Annotated in this window: 15 protein-coding genes; 12 read left to right on the top strand and 3 right to left on the bottom strand. The window is 72.0% G+C overall.

The window, feature by feature from the left end:
• Window positions 1-23 precede the first annotated feature (23 nt).
• Window positions 24-713 carry an enolase C-terminal domain-like protein gene (locus AB0P17_RS19625; RefSeq protein WP_365812712.1) on the top strand — a complete coding sequence of 230 codons (690 nt, stop codon included), beginning with the start codon at window positions 24-26 and terminating at the stop codon, window positions 711-713.
• Between the two features lie 72 nt (window positions 714-785).
• Window positions 786-1,331 carry a DoxX family protein gene (locus tag AB0P17_RS19620; protein ID WP_365812585.1) on the top strand — a complete coding sequence of 182 codons (546 nt, stop codon included), beginning with the start codon at window positions 786-788 and terminating at the stop codon, window positions 1,329-1,331.
• A gap of 86 nt (window positions 1,332-1,417) precedes the next feature.
• On the opposite strand, the gene AB0P17_RS19615 is transcribed toward AB0P17_RS19620, so the two are convergent.
• Complete coding sequence (locus tag AB0P17_RS19615; protein WP_365812583.1) at window positions 1,418-2,398, bottom strand: MIP/aquaporin family protein; 981 nt, start codon at window positions 2,396-2,398, stop codon at window positions 1,418-1,420.
• Between the two features lie 447 nt (window positions 2,399-2,845).
• Between AB0P17_RS19615 and AB0P17_RS19610 the strand changes: the two genes are divergently transcribed.
• Window positions 2,846-3,196, top strand: coding sequence for a GNAT family N-acetyltransferase (locus AB0P17_RS19610; RefSeq protein ID WP_365812581.1), 351 nt, complete (start codon window positions 2,846-2,848; stop codon window positions 3,194-3,196).
• A gap of 59 nt (window positions 3,197-3,255) precedes the next feature.
• Window positions 3,256-3,897, top strand: coding sequence for an aspartate/glutamate racemase family protein (locus tag AB0P17_RS19605; RefSeq protein WP_365812710.1), 642 nt, complete (start codon window positions 3,256-3,258; stop codon window positions 3,895-3,897).
• 525 nt (window positions 3,898-4,422) lie between these two features.
• Here AB0P17_RS19605 and gndA read toward each other — a convergent pair.
• Window positions 4,423-5,865, bottom strand: a complete 1,443-nt coding sequence (gene gndA / locus AB0P17_RS19600) for an NADP-dependent phosphogluconate dehydrogenase (RefSeq protein WP_365812579.1) — start codon at window positions 5,863-5,865, stop codon at window positions 4,423-4,425.
• Window positions 5,866-6,314: 449 nt separating this feature from the next.
• Here gndA and AB0P17_RS19595 point away from each other — a divergent pair, with 449 nt between their 5' ends.
• From AB0P17_RS19595 to AB0P17_RS19565, 7 genes are all read left to right on the top strand, one after another.
• A complete protein-coding gene (locus AB0P17_RS19595) occupies window positions 6,315-7,076 on the top strand; it encodes a DeoR/GlpR family DNA-binding transcription regulator (RefSeq protein WP_365812577.1) in 762 nt (253 codons plus the stop codon).
• Between the two features lie 211 nt (window positions 7,077-7,287).
• Window positions 7,288-8,649, top strand: coding sequence for a sugar ABC transporter substrate-binding protein (locus tag AB0P17_RS19590; protein ID WP_365812572.1), 1,362 nt, complete (start codon window positions 7,288-7,290; stop codon window positions 8,647-8,649).
• The gene (locus AB0P17_RS19585) at window positions 8,646-9,626 is read left to right on the top strand and encodes a sugar ABC transporter permease (protein ID WP_365812570.1); all 981 of its coding nucleotides are present in this window, start codon (window positions 8,646-8,648) and stop codon (window positions 9,624-9,626) included. Before AB0P17_RS19590 ends, AB0P17_RS19585 begins: the two co-directional genes overlap by 4 nt.
• Complete coding sequence (locus AB0P17_RS19580) at window positions 9,623-10,522, top strand: carbohydrate ABC transporter permease (protein WP_365812568.1); 900 nt, start codon at window positions 9,623-9,625, stop codon at window positions 10,520-10,522. The genes AB0P17_RS19585 and AB0P17_RS19580 overlap by 4 nt, the downstream gene beginning before the upstream one ends.
• Complete coding sequence (locus AB0P17_RS19575) at window positions 10,522-11,511, top strand: zinc-dependent alcohol dehydrogenase family protein (protein WP_365812567.1); 990 nt, start codon at window positions 10,522-10,524, stop codon at window positions 11,509-11,511. Before AB0P17_RS19580 ends, AB0P17_RS19575 begins: the two co-directional genes overlap by 1 nt.
• Complete coding sequence (locus tag AB0P17_RS19570) at window positions 11,508-12,437, top strand: carbohydrate kinase (RefSeq protein ID WP_365812564.1); 930 nt, start codon at window positions 11,508-11,510, stop codon at window positions 12,435-12,437. The genes AB0P17_RS19575 and AB0P17_RS19570 overlap by 4 nt, the downstream gene beginning before the upstream one ends.
• A gap of 311 nt (window positions 12,438-12,748) precedes the next feature.
• Window positions 12,749-14,122: a transglycosylase family protein gene (locus AB0P17_RS19565; protein ID WP_365812561.1), complete on the top strand. Its 1,374-nt coding sequence runs from the start codon at window positions 12,749-12,751 to the stop codon at window positions 14,120-14,122.
• On the opposite strand, the gene AB0P17_RS19560 is transcribed toward AB0P17_RS19565, so the two are convergent.
• Entirely contained in the window at window positions 14,003-15,025 is a 1,023-nt protein-coding gene (locus AB0P17_RS19560; protein WP_365812559.1) for a DMT family transporter, read from the bottom strand. The genes AB0P17_RS19565 and AB0P17_RS19560 overlap by 120 nt on opposite strands.
• Before the next feature lie 326 nt (window positions 15,026-15,351).
• On the opposite strand from AB0P17_RS19560, the gene glgA reads away from it, so the two are divergent.
• Window positions 15,352-16,563, top strand: a complete 1,212-nt coding sequence (gene glgA / locus AB0P17_RS19555; protein ID WP_365812557.1) for a glycogen synthase — start codon at window positions 15,352-15,354, stop codon at window positions 16,561-16,563.
• Window positions 16,564-16,570 lie beyond the last annotated feature (7 nt).

Raw genomic sequence — 16,570 nt, 5'->3', positions numbered from 1 at the left:
GACACGGAGAGCAGAATGGTCCTATCGCCCTCGAACCATGTCCCCCTCGGCGTCCCCGACCATCCGCCGAAGCTGAGGAAACAGCAAGCCAGAGGCGCTCTTACAGACCATGCCGCTCACCCCCTCCGATACGGACGACACCCACTGGCACACATCGGCTAGGCTGCCCCTGGTCGGTCGTTGGTACGGCGCCCTGTCTGCTCAAACCGCAGTGCAGAGAGCTCCACACCACGTCTGACCAGCGGGCTTGTTCTCCTTGCCGAAGATCCACGCCCTGGATTTTCGACAAGGTTTTCTACAAGCCCCACCTGGGACTGGTCCCCATCGCCACCGGTGAGCACGAGTTCACCCGGTACGGCTTCCAGCAGCTGCTGGAAGCCGGGGCCGCCGACGTCCTGCAGCCCGATGTCCACCGTGTCGGAGGCATCACCGAACTGCGCCGTGTCTGCCAGATGGCCTCCGGCTCCGGCATCGAGGTCATCCCCCACGTGTACTCGGCGGCCACCCTGCACGTCGTGCTCTCCCAGCCCAACTGCGGCTGGATCGAACACCTCACCAACCCGTCGTACTGGGGCGACGGCCAACGCGTCGACGCCCTGTTCCTCGGCGAGCCGGAGGTCCTCGACGGCGCGCCCGCACTGCCCACGGCCCCCGGTATCGGTGTGCGCGTCAACCCCGAGGCCATGCCGGAACTGGCCGACTGGCAGGAGTGACCTCTCCGGCCGAGAGTGGAGACGTACCGCCGGATCCTTCCGCGGCACCCACGCCACTCCCAGGAGCCCGCCATGACCTGTCCTGCCCGACGCGACCTCGGCCTGCTCGCCCTGCGGCTCGGCACCGGCGCGGTACTCGCCGCGCACGGCACGCAGAAACTGTTCGGCTGGTTCGGTGGCCCCGGGCTCGACGGCACCGCCCAGGGGATGGAGGCCATGGGCTACCGCCCGGGCCGGCCGAGCGCGCTCGCCTCCGGCCTCGCCGAAACGGGCGGCGGCGTGCTGCTGGCGCTCGGCCTCGCCACCCCGGCGGCCGGCGCGGCGGCGGCGGGCGGCATGGCGGGCGCGGTGGCCGTGCACGCGCCCAACGGGTTCTTCGCCCAGTCGGGCGGCTGCGAGTACCCGGGCCTCCTCGGCTGGACGGCCGCCTCCATCGGGCTGGCGGGCGCGGGCCGTTACTCCCTCGACCACGCCACCTGCCACGTGCTCGACCGGCACTGGATGGTCCCCGCGGCGTTCGCGGTCAGCGCGGCGGCGGCCTATGTGGTGATCGGCAGGCGGGCCAAGGCGCTGGCGGCGGCCGGGAACGGCGGGGACGACGGCTCCGCGCGGGAGTGACACACGGACCACCGCGCACGTACGAGGGGCGGGCCACCCTCCACGGTGGCCCGCCCCTCGTACGTGCGCGGGCGCTTCCGGCCGGTCTACGGCCCCGTCGGAGGCTGCTTGACCGGCGGCTCGGTCGAATGGGGAGCCGACGGACGTGCGGGAGCGGCCGGAGAGGAGGGGGACGGGGGAGCGTCCCTGGCCGGGACGCGGCCCTCCTCGGTGGGGCCGCCGCGCGCCCTGATGACCGGGGCGATCACGCGGTCGTAGATCTGGGACCCGACGATGCCACCGATGAGCGGGCCGATGATCGGGATCCACCAGTAGTGGCTGAACCACTGGAAGCTGCCCGGCAGCGCGATGGAGCCCCAGCCCTCGAAGAAGGTGAAGAGCCGGGGACCGAAGTCCCGGGCGGGGTTGATCGCGTAACCGGCGTTCGTTCCGAAGGTCAGACCGATCGCGAAAACGACCAGACCGGTCAGGAACGGGCCGAGGTTGGAACCCGGTGCCAGGTTCTTCGTGTCGATGAGCGCGCAGATCAGCAGGAGCAGAACCGCGGTGCCCACGATCTGGTCGAGCAGCGGCCCCCACCATGAATTCCCGAAATACTCGGCGGGAAAGGTGGCGAAGATCGAGAAGGTGGAAAGGGACTGTTCCCGCCCGGTTCCCGCTTTGAAGTTGAACGCGTCGATCGCCCACCGGTACGTGGCGTAGACGAGCGCGGCGCCGGTAAAAGCGCCCAGCAATTGGGCGCCCCAGTAGGGGAGGACCTTCCGCCAGGGAAAAGTGCGCCGGACCGCGAACGCGAGCGTCACCGCCGGGTTGATGTGCGCGCCGCTGATACCGCCGGCGACATACACGCCGAACACCACGGCGAGGCCCCAGCCCCACGAGATGATCAGCCAGTTGGCGGGCCCGAAGGCCGCGACCTGACGGCCCGAGCCGGGCAGCCCGACGACCGCGACGGCCACGGATCCGCAGCCCAGCAGGAGCAGGACGAGAGTGCCCAGGAACTCGGCGGCCAGCTCGCCGCCGAGACCTTCCGGGTAGCCTCTGCGGCGTGTACTGCGTACGGCCATGTGCTCTCCTTCTCCCGGGCGGCTCCGCACCGCGCATCACACATTTCCGACCCTAGGCGCCGGGTTCGGCGGCCGCGTCCGGACCGCCCGGCGGAAAGGCCGGCCGTCCCGTCCGGCGGCGTACGGCAGACCGGTGATTTCACGCGCCGCGCGGGGGCCGGGAATTCCGGAAGGGGAATCGGAACGGCCGCCGGAGGGCAGGGAACGCGGGGACACCGCCGCGCACGGCCCCGTCGCCCGGGAATTACGGTGGGCCTTTCCGGGAGCCAGGGGGTTTTCCTCACGGGCCCGTCGGCCGTCCGGGCGATCCCGCCGCGCACCCGGCCGGCCCGGCGCCCGTACGGTAAGGGGTCCGGCCTCACCCGTACCGAGCCGGCCGGGACCGGGCGGGAACGGACCGGAGCCGGAACCGAGCCGGACGGGAACGATCAGCAGGGAGACAGGCGCATGGCAGACCTGAACATCCGTGACAACCGGCCCCAGGGCCGCTTCGAGGCGTACGAGGACGGTCAGGCCGTCGGCGCCATCTCGTACGTCACCCTGGTGGCCACCCCGGAGACCCCCGCCGTACCGGCAGCGCTGGTCGCGATGCACACCGTGGTGGAGGAGGAGTACGAGGGCAAGGGCATCGCCGGGGCGCTGGTGCGGGAGTTCTACGCGATGGCGGAGCGGGAGGGCGCCTTCGTCGTCCCGCTCTGCCCGTACGCCGCCCGCTGGGCGCAGCGTCACCCCGAAGCGGCGCCCGAGGCCCCGCCGGAGGCCGTCGAGGCGGCGAAGGCACAGGTGAGGAACGCGTGACGGCGCGGAGCGCGGCGCCCTCGGACGGGCAGCGGGTGGGGGGCCCACCGGAGCGGGCCGTGCTCGTCCTGCTGCACACCTCCGCGGTCCATGTCCCGGCCTTCGACGCCCTGCGGGACGCGGGCCACCCCGGTGTGACCCTGCGTCATGTCGTCGCCGAGGAACTGCTCGCCCGCGCCCGGGCGGAGGGGCCCGAAGCCGTGGCGGCCGAGGTCGGGGCGGTGCTCGCCCCGGCTGTCGCCGAGGGGGCGGGCGCCGTGCTCTGCACCTGCTCGACCATCGGGGAGGTGGCGGAGCGGGCCGGGGCCGCGCTCGGCGTGCCCGTGCTGCGGGCCGACCGGCCGATGGCCGAGGCAGCGGCGGCGGCCGGCCGCGTCGTGGTGGTCGCCACGGTGGAGTCCACCCTGGGGCCGACGGCCGATCTGATCCGGGAGGCGGCGGCCGGGCAGGCCCTGGAACTGCGCACGGTGCTGGTGGAGGGGGCCTGGGAACGCTTCGAGGCCGGGGACATGGACGGCTATCTGGCGAGGGTGGTGGCGGCCGTCGACGCGGTTACGGACTCCGTCGAGGACGGGGTGATCGTGCTGGCCCAGGCGTCGATGGCCGGGGCGGCCGAACGGATCCGCGGCGCCGTGCCCGTACTCACGGGGCCCCGGACCGGGCTGGCCGCGGCGGTGGCGGCCGCGACGGCCGACCGCTGACGCCGTCGCGCCCCGCGCCGCCGCGCGTCCCTTGCCCCGCGCGACCGGCCTCCGCGACGGACTCGGCCCTTCGCGTCCCCCACCACGAGGGGGCCGGCCAGAGGCCGGCGAGGGACCACGCGTGGACCCGGCGCGCGTGGGCACGCGCACCGGGAGACATTGGGAACGCACGACTCCCGTACTTCTGGAGGACAGGCATGACCAGTCCGTACCCCGACCCGGTTCCGCAGCCCACCCCGCCGCCCGGTCCGCCAGGCCCGGGACCGGCGCCGGATCCCGTTCCTCCGGGCCCCGCGCCGTCCCCCGTGCCCACGCCGCCGGGACCGGCGCCGATCCCCGGCCCCGACCCTGTCCCCAGCCCTGTCCCCGGCCCGCCGGAGCCCGGCCCCGTACCCCAGCCGGAACCCCAGCCGCAGCCGGGCCCCCTGGGCTGAGGCCACGCGGCCGGGCCCCGCGCCCAACGGAACGGGCTCCGCGCCGACCCAGGTCGGTGCGGAGCCCGTTCAGCCGTGGCGGGCCGCCGGATCAGCCGGTCTGCACCTCGGAACGGTCGCCGCCCCACAGCGTGTGGAACGAGCCCTCGCGGTCCGTGCGCCGGTAGGTGTGCGCGCCGAAGAAGTCACGCTGGCCCTGCGTCAGCGCGGCGGGCAGCCGCTCGGCGCGCAGCGCGTCGTAGTACGAGAGTGCCGCCGCGAAGCCCGGTGTGGGGACGCCCTGGTGCACGGCGGCGGCGACCACCGCCCGCCAGTCCTCCTGGGCCGCGCCGATCTCCTCGGCGAACTGCTTGTCGGAGAGGAGGCTCGGCAGGTCGGCGCGGGTGTCGTACGCCTCGCGGATCCGGTCGAGGAACGCGGCGCGGATGATGCACCCCTCCCGCCAGATCGCCGAGATCGCACCGAGGTCGAGGTCCCAGCCGTACTCCGTACTGCCCGCCTGGAGCTGGTGGAAGCCCTGCGTGTACGAGACGATCTTCGACGCGTAGAGCGCCTGCTCGACCTGGTCCGCGAAACGGGCCGCCTCGGCCTCGCCCAGCGGCGCCGCCGCCGGGCCCGGCAGCGTCTGCGACGCGTCCCGCAGCCCCGCGTGGCCGGAGAGCGAACGGGCGAAGACCGCCTCGGCGATGCCGGAGACCGGGACGCCCAGGTCGAGGGCGATCTGCACGGTCCAGCGGCCGGTGCCCTTCTGCTCGGCCTGGTCGGTCACGATGTCCACGAACGCCTTGCCGGTGGCCTCATCCGTATGGGCCAGCACCTCGGCCGTGATCTCGATCAGATACGAGTCGAGGCGGCCGGTGTTCCACGACTTGAAGGTCTCCGCGATCTTCGCGGGGGAGTAGCCGGCGACGGAGCGCAGCAGGTGGTACGCCTCGGCGATGAGCTGCATGTCGGCGTACTCGATGCCGTTGTGCACCATCTTGACGAAGTGTCCCGCGCCGTCCGGGCCGATGTGGGTGCAGCAGGGCGTGCCGTCCTTCGCCTTGCCGGAGATCTTCTCCAGGAGCGGGCCGAGGGACGCGTACGACTCCTTGGAGCCGCCCGGCATGATGCTCGGCCCGTGCAGGGCGCCCTCCTCACCGCCGGAGATACCGACGCCGACGAAGTGGATGCCGCGCTCGCGCAGCTCCTTCTCGCGCCGCCGGGTGTCCGCGAAGTGGGCGTTGCCGCCGTCGATGATGACGTCGCCCTCCTCCAGCAGCGGGGCGAACTCCTCGATGACGGCGTCCGTCGGGTCACCGGCCTTCACCATGATGACCAGCCGGCGCGGCCGCTCCAGGGCCGCGACGAACTCCTCCGCCGACTCCGCGGGGACGAACGAGCCCTCGTCACCGAACTCGTCCACCAGGGCACGGGTCTTCGACGCGGTGCGGTTGTGCAGAGCGACGGTGAATCCGTTGCGGGCGAAGTTCCGGGCGAGATTGCGGCCCATCACCGCGAGCCCCGTGACACCGATCTGGGCTGTACCACTCATGCGTGTGCTCCTGGATATCCGTCGAATTGTGCCGTGCCCCGCCAGTAAAGACCCCCGCACCCGGGCGCGCCAAGAAAGACCTGCGGGTACCGGGCCGGCCGGACGGGGCCGCCGGGGAGGGATACGTACCGCCGAACACGGCCGTTCACCCCGACCGGCGCCGCCCGGAGCCGCCTGCTCCTGTCCGCAAACGGGCTCCGTTTCCGGTGCCGGCCACGGCCGCACCGGGCGCCGAACGGGCACCGAAGTGACTCCATTCGGGCAGTGATCCGTGCAACACCGACCCCTTCGGCCGGTGTGACCAGGGCAGACGCGATGGGTCGAACGGGCAGACTCGGACTCACTCAACGCTGTGAAGAGCCTGGTCGCGGTGGGTTGCCTGCTTGTAAAAACGACGCACGAGCCCGAACGGGTGCTGAGCCGCAGTAAAAGCAGGGAAGTGTGTGGTCGTGGACACCGACGAGCGCCGACGAGAAATCCTTGAGATCGCCCGGAGCAACGGGTCAGTGGAGGTCACCGCACTGGCCGGGAGGCTTCAGGTCGCCAAGGAGACCGTACGGCGAGACCTGCACGCCCTGGAAGGACACGGACTGGTACGGCGCACCCACGGCGGCGCCTATCCCGTGGAGAGCGCCGGGTTCGAGACGACCCTCGCGGTACGGACCACCCGGCTCGTACCCCAGAAGTCCCGGATCGCGGCGGCCGCCGCCGACCTGCTCGGTGACGCCGAGACGGTCTTCGTCGACGAGGGGTTCACCCCCCAACTCGTCGCCGAGGCGCTGCCCCGCGACCGGCCGCTGACCGTGGTCACCGCCTCCCTCGCCGTGGCGACCGCTCTCGCGGACGCCGAGAAGATCGCCGTACTGCTGCTCGGCGGCCGGGTGCGCGGCTCCACCATGGCCACCGTGGACCACTGGACCACCCGGATGCTCTCCGAGTTCGTCATCGACCTCGCGTACGTCGGGGCCAACGGCATCTCGCGCGAGTACGGGCTCACCACCCCCGACCCCGCCGTCAGCGAGGTGAAGGCCCAGGCGATGCGGAGCGCCCGCCGCCGGGTCTTCACCGGGATCCACACCAAGTTCGGCGCGGTGAGCTTCTGCCGCTTCGCCGAAGTCGGTGACTTCGAGTCCATCGTCACGGACTCCGGACTGCCCTCGGCCGAGGCCCAGCGGTACTCGCTGCTCGGACCGCAGGTCATCCGCGTCTGACGGCGGGCCCCTGCCCGAGCGGGCCCGGCCCGTCCGGCCCACCCTCTCCGGTCCACCCTGTCCGTTCCACCCTGTCCGTTCCACCCACTCCGTTCCGCCTTGTCCGTTCCGGCCTGTTGTTCCGCCGAACCGGCGCCGCGTCGGTCACCCCGGCGCACCGTCCCCCGTCCCACCACCCCCACTCACCACCCGAATGATCAGGAGATCTCTCATGCCACTGCAACAACGACGTCGTGGAATCCGCCTGCGCGTGGGCGCGAGTGTGGCCTTGACCGCGCTTCTCGCTGGATGCAGTGGCGCGGGTGGGGGTTCCTCCGCCGGCGGCGACGACACGCTCAACGTGCTCATGGTGAACAACCCGCAGATGGTCGACCTGCAGAAGCTGACCGCGGACAACTTCACCAAGGAAACCGGCATCAAGGTGAACTTCACCGTCCTGCCGGAGAACGACGTCCGGGACAAGATCACCCAGGACTTCTCGAACCAGGCCGGCCAGTACGACGTCGCCACCATCAGCAACTTCGAGGTGCCGTTCTTCGCGAAGAACGGCTGGCTGCACGCGCTCGACGAGTACACCGAGAAGGACAAGGAGTTCGACCAGGGCGACATACTCAAGCCCCTCTCGGACTCCCTCACCGCCGAGGACGGCAAGCTCTACGGCCAGCCCTTCTACGGCGAGTCGTCCTTCCTGATGTACCGCAAGGACGTCTTCGAGGCGAAGAAGCTGACAATGCCCGAGAAGCCCACCTGGCAGCAGGTCGCGGACCTCGCCGCCAAGGCGGACGGCGCGGAGAAGGGCATGCGGGGCATCTGTCTGCGCGGGCTGCCCGGCTGGGGCGAGGTCATCGCGCCGCTCACGACCGTCGTCAACACCATGGGCGGCACCTGGTTCACCAAGGACTGGGAGGCCCAGCTCGACTCGCCCGAGTTCACCAAGGCCACCCAGTTCTACGTCGACCTGGTGCGCAAGCACGGCGAGGCGGGCGCCCCGCAGGCCGGCTACGCCGAGTGCCTCAACAACATGACGCAGGGCAAGTCGGCGATGTGGTACGACGCCACCGCCGGCGCCGGCTCGCTGGAGGCCAAGGGATCCCCGGTCAAGGGCAAGATCGGCTACGTACCGGCCCCGGTCGACAAGACGGAGAACTCCGGCTGGCTCTACACCTGGGCCTGGGGCATGCAGAAGGCGTCCAGCAAGACGGAGAACGCCTGGAAGTTCATCTCCTGGGCGTCCAGCAAGGAGTACGAGGCCCTCGCCGGTGAGAAGGTCGGCTGGTCGAACGTCCCGGCCGGCAAGCGTGCCTCGACGTACGAGAACCCGGACTACCTGAAGGAAGCCGCCGCGTTCGCCGAGGTGACCAAGAACGCCATCGCCAACGCCAACCCGACCGACCCGGGCACCCAGCCCCGTCCCACCGTCGGCATCCAGTTCGTCGACATCCCCGAGTTCACCGACCTCGGCACCAAGGTCTCGCAGGAGATCAGCGCCGCCATCGCAGGCAAGAAGACCGTGGCCGAAGCGCTGAAGAACTCGCAGGCGCTGGCCGAAAAGGTGGGCAAGGACCAGAAGTGAGTACCTCCGTCAGCACACCCCCACTCACCCCGGCCGGAGGGCCGCGGCCCGCCGCGTCGCACCAGGCCGGCCGGGGCGGCACCCGGGCCCGCGCGTGGGCCACCCGGGCACCGCTGCTGCCCGCCCTGATCTTCCTCATCGCGGTCACCCAACTGCCCTTCGTGGCAACCCTGCTGATCTCACTCTTCGACTGGAACTCGCTCGCGCCCGACGAGCGCAGCTTCGCCGGGCTCGCCAACTACGGCTCGGTGTTCACCGACGCGAGCCTGCGCGAATCGGTGTTCACCACCGTGCTGCTCACCGCGACCGTGGTGATCGCCAGCGTGGTCCTCGGGCTGCTGCTCGCGCTGCTGCTCGACCGCAAGTTCATCGGCCGCGGCTTTGTCCGCACCCTGCTGATCACACCGTTCCTGCTGGTCCCGGTCTCCGCCGCGCTCATGTGGAAGCACGTCCTCTACAACCCCGAGTACGGGCTCCTCAACGGCGGCTGGGCCTGGTTCACCGGGCTCTTCGGGGTGGAGAACCCCTCCCAGCCCGACTGGATCTCCGACATGCCGCTGCTCGCGGTCGAGGCCGCGCTGATCTGGCAGTGGACGCCGTTCATGATGCTCATCCTGCTCGCCGGACTCCAGAGCAGGCCCGCCGAGATCATGGAGGCAGCCAAGCTGGACGGTGCGACCGGCCGCCAGATGTTCGGCTACCTCACCCTGCCCCACCTGCGCCGTTACCTCGAACTGGGCATCCTGCTCGGCTCGATCTACATCGTGCAGAACTTCGACGCGGTCTTCACCCTCACCTCCGGGGGCCTCGGCACCGCGAACCTCCCGTACACCATCTACCAGACCTTCTACCAGGCTCACGAGTACGGACTGGCCTCGGCCGCCGGCGTCGTGGTCGTGATCGGCACCATCGTGATCGCGACCTTCGCCCTGCGCGTCGTCTCGTCCCTCTTCAGTGAGGAGGCGAACCGCGCATGAGCACCCTCTCCGTGACCGGCACCCGTGCGAGCGCCCGGCCGCACGTCGACAAGTACGCCCCCGCCGCCCGGCGGGCCAGGCGGCGCTCCGCCGGACTCGGCCTGCTGGCCTGGATCGTCGGCATCGTCTTCTGCCTGCCGGCCCTCTGGATGCTGCTGACCTCCTTCCACACGGAGGCCGACGCGGCGACCAACCCGCCCTCGCTCACCGCCGGACTCACCCTCGACAGCTACCGGGTGTTCTTCGGCGAGGGCGGCGGCGCGAGCCCCTGGCCGCCGCTGATCAACTCCGTGACCGCGTCGTTCTTCTCCACGCTCTTCGTGCTCCTGCTGGCCCTGCCGGCGGCGTACGCGCTCTCCATCAAGCGCGTGGAGAAGTGGACGGACGTCATGTTCTTCTTCCTCTCCACGAAGATGCTGCCGGTGGTCGCCGGGCTGCTGCCCGTCTACCTCTTCGCGAAGAACATCGGCATGCTGGACAACATCTGGCTGCTGGTCATCCTCTACACCTCGATGAACCTGCCGATCGCGGTGTGGATGATGCAGTCCTTCCTCGCCGACGTGCCGGTCTCCATCATCGAGGCCGCGCAGGTGGACGGGGCCCGGCTGCCGACCGTCCTGCTGCGCGTGGTCGCGCCGGTCGCCGCGCCCGGGATCGCGGCGACGTCGCTGATCTGCTTCATCTTCAGTTGGAACGAACTGCTCTTCGCCCGGGTCCTCACCGGAGTGACGGCGCAGACCGCCCCCGTGTTCCTGACGGGCTTCGTCACCAGCCAGGGGCTCTTCCTCGCCCAACTGTGCGCGGCGTCCGTCGTTGTGTCCCTGCCGGTGCTCGCCGCAGGATTCGCCGCCCAGGACAAGCTGGTCCAGGGCCTTTCTCTTGGAGCTGTGAAGTAATGAGGGCAGCGATCGTCGAAGCCGTCGGCAAGGTCTCCGTCACGACGGTTCCCGACCCCACCCCTGGCCCTCGTGACGTGGTCGTCTCCGTCGCCGCATGCGGACTGTGCGGCACGGATCTGCACATCCTGCAGGGTGAGTTCGCGCCCACCCTGCCGATCGTTCCGGGGCACGAGTTCGCCGGTGAGATCGTCGGGATCGGCACCGATGTCACCGAGCTGGCGATCGGCGACAAGGTCGCCGTCGACCCGTCCCTGTACTGCAACGAATGCCGCTACTGCCGCACCGGACGGGGCAACCTGTGCGACCGGTGGAACGCGATCGGGGTCAGCAAGCCGGGCGGGGCCGCGGAGTTCGCCGTCGCGCCCGTGGCCAACTGCGTCAAACTGCCCGACCACGTCGACGTCAAGGACGCGGCGCTGATCGAGCCGCTCTCCTGCGCCGTACGCGGGTACGACGTGCTCCGGTCGACCCTCGGCGCCGAGGTGCTGATCTACGGCTCGGGCACCATGGGCCTGATGATGCTGGAGCTCGCCAAGCGCACCGGCGCCTCCTCCGTCGACATGCTCGACATCAACCCGGAGCGGCTGGCGACCGCCGGCAAGCTCGGCTGCTCGCGCTCCGGTTCCTCGGCGGACGAGTTCGACCGGCCCACCGGCTGGGACGTCGTCATCGACGCCACCGGCAACGCGGGCGCCATCCAGGACGGTCTGGGCCGGGTCGCCAAGGGCGGTACGTTCCTCCAGTTCGGGGTCGCAGACTACGCGACGACCGCCGTCATCGAGCCGTACCGGATCTACAACCAGGAGATCACCATCACCGGATCCATGGCGGTGCTGCACAGTTACGAGCGGGCCGCCGCGCTCTTCGCCTCCGGGGTGCTCGACCCGGCCGTCTTCATCAGCGACCGGCTGCCGCTGGAGCAGTACCCGCAGGCCATCGAGAAGTTCAAGGCGGGCCAGGGACGCAAGATCGTGGTCCAGCCGTGACCGAGGTGGGCCCCGGCGCCGTCCTCGTGATGGGGGAGGCGCTCATCGACCTCGTCCCGGTGCCGGACGACCCGGAGACGTACCGGGCCCAGCCCGGCGGCGCGCCCGCCAACGTCGCGGCCGGCCTCGCCCGGCTCGGTACGCCGAGCTGGTTCGCCGGGGCGCTCGGCGGCGACGGCTTCGCCCGCATGATCGAACAGCGGCTGGTCTCCGCCGGTACGGAACTCGGCCTGTGCGCGCGTTCGGAGCTGCCCACGACGCTCGCGGTCGCGGACCCGGGTCCGGACGGCACCGGCTACCACTTCCACGTCGGCGACACGGCCACCTTCCGGCTGCCGGACCACTCCGCGCTGACCGGCCGGTTCGCCGCCGTGTACGTGGGCGGGGTCGCCGCCGTCGTGGAGCCCTCGGCCGAGGTGGTCGCGGCCACCGCCCGTGCGGGTGCCGAGCGTTCGCTGCTGGTGGTGGACCCGAACGTGCGCGAGGACCGGACGATCGACCCGGAACGGGCGGTCCGGCGGCTGCGCGAGCTGTGCGCGCTCGCCCATGTCGTCAAGGCGAGCGACGAGGACCTGGCGCGGCTCCGGCCCGGCACGGACCCCGACGAGAGCTGCCGGCGGCTGGCCCGGGAGGGGCGCCTCGTGGTGCTCACCCGGGGCGCCCGGGGCGCCACGGCGTTCGCGGGGGACGCGGAGCCGGTCTCCGTGCCCGCCGTACCCGTCGAGGTGGTCAACACCATCGGCGCCGGTGACGCCTTCATGGCCGGCGTCCTCAACTGGCTGACCGCGCCCGGCGCGGACCGGTCCGGCGGCGTCGCCGGGCTCTCCCGCGACGAGGTGACGGAGATGCTGGGCTTCGCGTCCCGGGTGGCGGCCTCGGTCTGCGCCCAGGCCGGTACGGAGCCGACGAGACCGCCGGACGCCTGACCCCCCGGGGGGACTTCCTCCCCTGCTCCCCCGGGGTTTTCTCCCGGAGCCGCCGCCTCGCACCCGCGCGGGGCGGCGGCTCCGCGCGCGTCCGCGGGCGCCTCCCGGACGGGGCGCGCGGGCCGGTGCCCGGGTTCGGGCGGACGAATTTCCCGCTCCCCGGGACACCGCGGGTTCCGGGATGGCACGCTGTGTGCCGGTACGCGGCCGTCCGGCGACCGGGACGCGACGGTGAGCTCTTGTCACGGTCCTTGCCCAGCCTTTACGTTGGCCGCTGCGACGTGTCCTACAGCCAGTGGGGGAGCCACATCATGGCCGCAACCGGTCGGCACCGCCGATACCAGCCGAGCCGTATCAACCGTGCGTCGCTCACCGTCACGGCGGGCGGCGCGGGCATGGCCCTGCCGCTCCTCGCCGCGGCGACCGCGCAGGCGGCCCCGGTGGACGTCTGGGAGAAGGTCGCGGCCTGCGAGTCGACCAACAACTGGCAGATCAACACCGGTAACGGCTACTACGGTGGGCTCCAGTTCACCCAGTCCACCTGGGAGGCGTACGGCGGCACCCGCTACGCCCCGCGCGCCGATCTCGCCACCCGGGACCAGCAGATCGCCGTCGCCGAGAAGGTGCTCAAGGGCCAGGGCCCCGGCGCCTGGCCCGCCTGCTCGGTCCGGGCCGGACTGACCCGGGGCGGCGACGCGCCCGACATCACCCCGGCGCAGGGCCGTGACACCGGCACCGTGGAGCGGGCCCAGGCCCGGACCGACAGCGCCCCCGCGCGGACCGGGACCACCGGGACGACCGGGACCACGGCGAAGGCCGAGCGGAAGAAGGCCGCCTCGCCCACCTCCGTACCGACCCAGCGCGAGGGGTACACGGTCGCCCGGGGCGACTCGCTCTCTCGGATCGCCGTCGAGGAGTCCGTCAAGGGCGGCTGGCAGCGGCTGTACGAGGAGAACCGCCAGGTCATCGGCAGCGACCCCGACCTGATCTTCCCGGGGCAGAAGCTGGTGCTCCAGGCGCCCGCGAAGGGCACCGCCACCCGGCCGGAGAAGACGGCGCGGCCCGCCCCCGCCGAGAAGCCGAAGGCGACCGCCGAGCCCGAGCGCCGGGTGGAGAAGAAGCAGGAGAAGCCCGAGCAGGAACAGAAGCAGGAGAAGCCCCAGCAGGAACAGAAGCAGGAACAGAGGCAGGAAAAGAAGCAGGAGCAGAAGGAAGAACAGGCGCCGAAGCAGGAGGAGAAGCGGCAGGTCAAGGCCGAAGCCCCGGCCGCCAAGCCGAAGACGGGCGGCATGTCCGCGCCGGTCGCCGCCTCCACCGGCACCCAGTACCGCCAGGCCGGCTCCTGGGCCAGCGGCTACCACACGGGCGTCGACTTCCCCGTCCCCACCGGCACCTCGGTGAAGGCGGTCGCCGCCGGCCGCGTGGTCTCCGCGGGGTGGGCCGGGGCCTACGGCTACCAGGTCGTCATCCGGCACACCGACGGCAAGTACAGCCAGTACGCGCACCTCTCCGCGCTCACCGTGCGCGAGGGCCAGAACGTCGGCAGCGGCCAGCGGATCGCCCGCTCAGGATCGACCGGTAACAGCACCGGACCGCATCTCCACTTCGAGATGCGCACGGGGCCCGGCTACGGCTCCGACATCGACCCCCTCGCCTACCTGCGCGCGGGCGGTGTCCGGCTCTGACCCCCGCTCCGGAGGCCGGGCCGCCGGGACCGATGACCCGGCGCCGCCCCGCGTCGCGGCCCGCGCCGCCCGCGACGCGGCAACCGACCGCTCCACCGTGAGCAGGATCAGCCCGCCCGCCGCCACGGCACCCGAGGCCAGCGCCAGTGCCGTACCGAGCGTCCCGTACCGGAAGTCCTCACCGAACAGCGTCAGTCCCACGGTCGCCGCGACCACCGGGTTCACGACCGTGACCGTGGCCAGCGGGGCGGCCAGCCCCGCGCCCCGGTAGGACGCCTGCGACAACAGCAGTCCGCCCGCCGCGAGCACCGCGATCACCACCAGGCTCGGCGCCTGCACGGTGGGCCGGTCCGCGGTCCAGTCCACGGCGACCGTCTTGGTGAAGACCGAGGCGATACCGAACGCGATCCCGGCAGCGGCCGCCAGCAGCATGCTCCGTACGGCGGGCCGCCCCACGAACTGCGCGGCCAGGAAGACCACCCCCACCGCGCCGAACGTCGCCGCGGCCACGACCAGCCGCTCCGTGCCGTCCAGCGCGCGGGTGTCCGTCCCCTCCGTGAGGGCGAGCAGCCCCGCCAGCCCCACGGACGCCATGAGCGCGCCCCGCCACGCCGTGCGCCCGGCCCGGCGCCCCACGAACAGCGCCGCCATCGGCAGCGCGAAGACGATGGTGAGCGCGCCGAGCGGCTGGACGACGCTGAGCGGCCCGTAGGCGAGCGCGACGACGTGCAGCGCCGCCCCGAGCCCGTTGAGGGCCACCGCGGCCCACCACAGCCCGTGGTGCAGCGGTGCGTACGGGCGGGCGGGGGTGTCCGTCGCGACATGCTCCTGAAGGATGGCCCCGGACGCGTAGGCGACCGCGGAGACCAGCGACAGGAGAACGGACAGGGCGAGTGCACTCATGTCGTCACGATCTCTCGCCGGGGACGGCTCCCGCGTCGTCCTGTAGACGTCAATCCGGCGTACTGCTGTAGTAGTACGGATCCGGGCCGGTTTCCACCCGTGGAGGGTAGCCCCAGGTCAGCGCCGTGCTCGGGCCCCTCCACGGGCACGGCCCGAGCGGCCGGGCCCCGGGCCCGCGCCGCCGCCGTACCGGTCCGGCACAGCGGAGCGTGACCGCCCGGGTGTGCCCGGTTCCCGGCCGGGCGCCGCAGCGGTCTTCCGCCCGGACGGTTTCCGGGTGACCATGACAGGGCCGCGCGGTCGCCGGGCGAGGACGGGGGTACGGCGTGAAGGTCGGTCTGCTCACCCGCGAGTATCCGCCGGAGGTCTACGGCGGCGCGGGCGTCCACGTGGAGTTCCTGGCCGGCGGGCTCCGGCCGCTGACCGACCTCGAAGTGCACTGCTGGACCGGGAGTGACGCCGCGTCGCTCCCCGCGACGGGCACCGACGCCGGGACCGTGGTACGGCACCGGGCCGCCCCCGGTCTCGCGGACGCCAACGACGCCCTGCGCGCCTTCTCCGCGGACCTGTCGATGGCCGCCGCGCTCGGCGGCCGCGACCTGGTCCACTCGCACACCTGGTACGCCCACCTCGCCGGCCATCTCGCCAAACTGCTCCACGGCGTCCCGCACGTGGTGACGGCGCACTCCCTCGAACCGCTGCGCCCCTGGAAGGCCGAGCAGCTCGGCGGCGGCTACGCGCTGTCCCGCTGGGCCGAGCGCACCGCCTTCGAGGCGGCGGACGCCGTCATCGCGGTCTCCCGGGGCATGCGTGCCGACATCCTCGCGTGCTACCCCGCCCTCGACCCCGGGCGGGTGCGCGTCGTCCACAACGGCATCGACACCCGGCTCTACCGCCCCGACCCCGGCACCGGCGTACTGGAGCGGATCGGCCTCGACCCGGAGCGGCCCTACGTGCTCTTCGTCGGCCGGGTCACCCGCCAGAAGGGCGTCCCGCACCTGCTGCGCGCGGCCCGCGCCCTCGACCCGCGGGCTCAGCTCGTGCTCTGCGCGGGCGCCCCGGACACCCCGGAGATCGGCGCCGAATTCCGCGCCCTGGTGGACGAGCTGTTCCGGACCCGGGACGGGGTGCACTGGATCCCCGACATGCTGCCGCGCCCCGAGGTGATCCAACTCCTCACCCACGCGGCGGTGTTCGTCTGCCCCTCGGTGTACGAGCCGCTCGGCATCGTCAATCTGGAGGCGATGGCGTGCGGCACCGCCGTGGTCGCCTCGGCGGTCGGCGGCATCCCGGAGGTCGTCGACGACGGCGGTACGGGACTGCTCGTACCGTACGACGAACGTCACCCGGAGGACTTCGAGTGGGGGCTCACCGAAGCGGTCAACCGGGTGCTCGACGACCCCGAGTCGGCCGCCCGGATGGGGGCCGCCGGACGGCGGCGTGCCGTACGGGAGTTCGGCTGGGACCAGGTGGCCCGGCGTACGTACGACGTGTACCAGGAGCTTCTCAGGAACCGGCCGGAACCCGGTAACCGGTAACCGGTAG

This window comes from Streptomyces sp. NPDC088124 (assembly GCF_040685895.1).
Lineage (GTDB): Bacteria > Actinomycetota > Actinomycetes > Streptomycetales > Streptomycetaceae > Streptomyces.
Note: the sequence above shows the minus strand (reverse complement) of the source record. Positions and strands in the feature narration are given on the sequence as shown.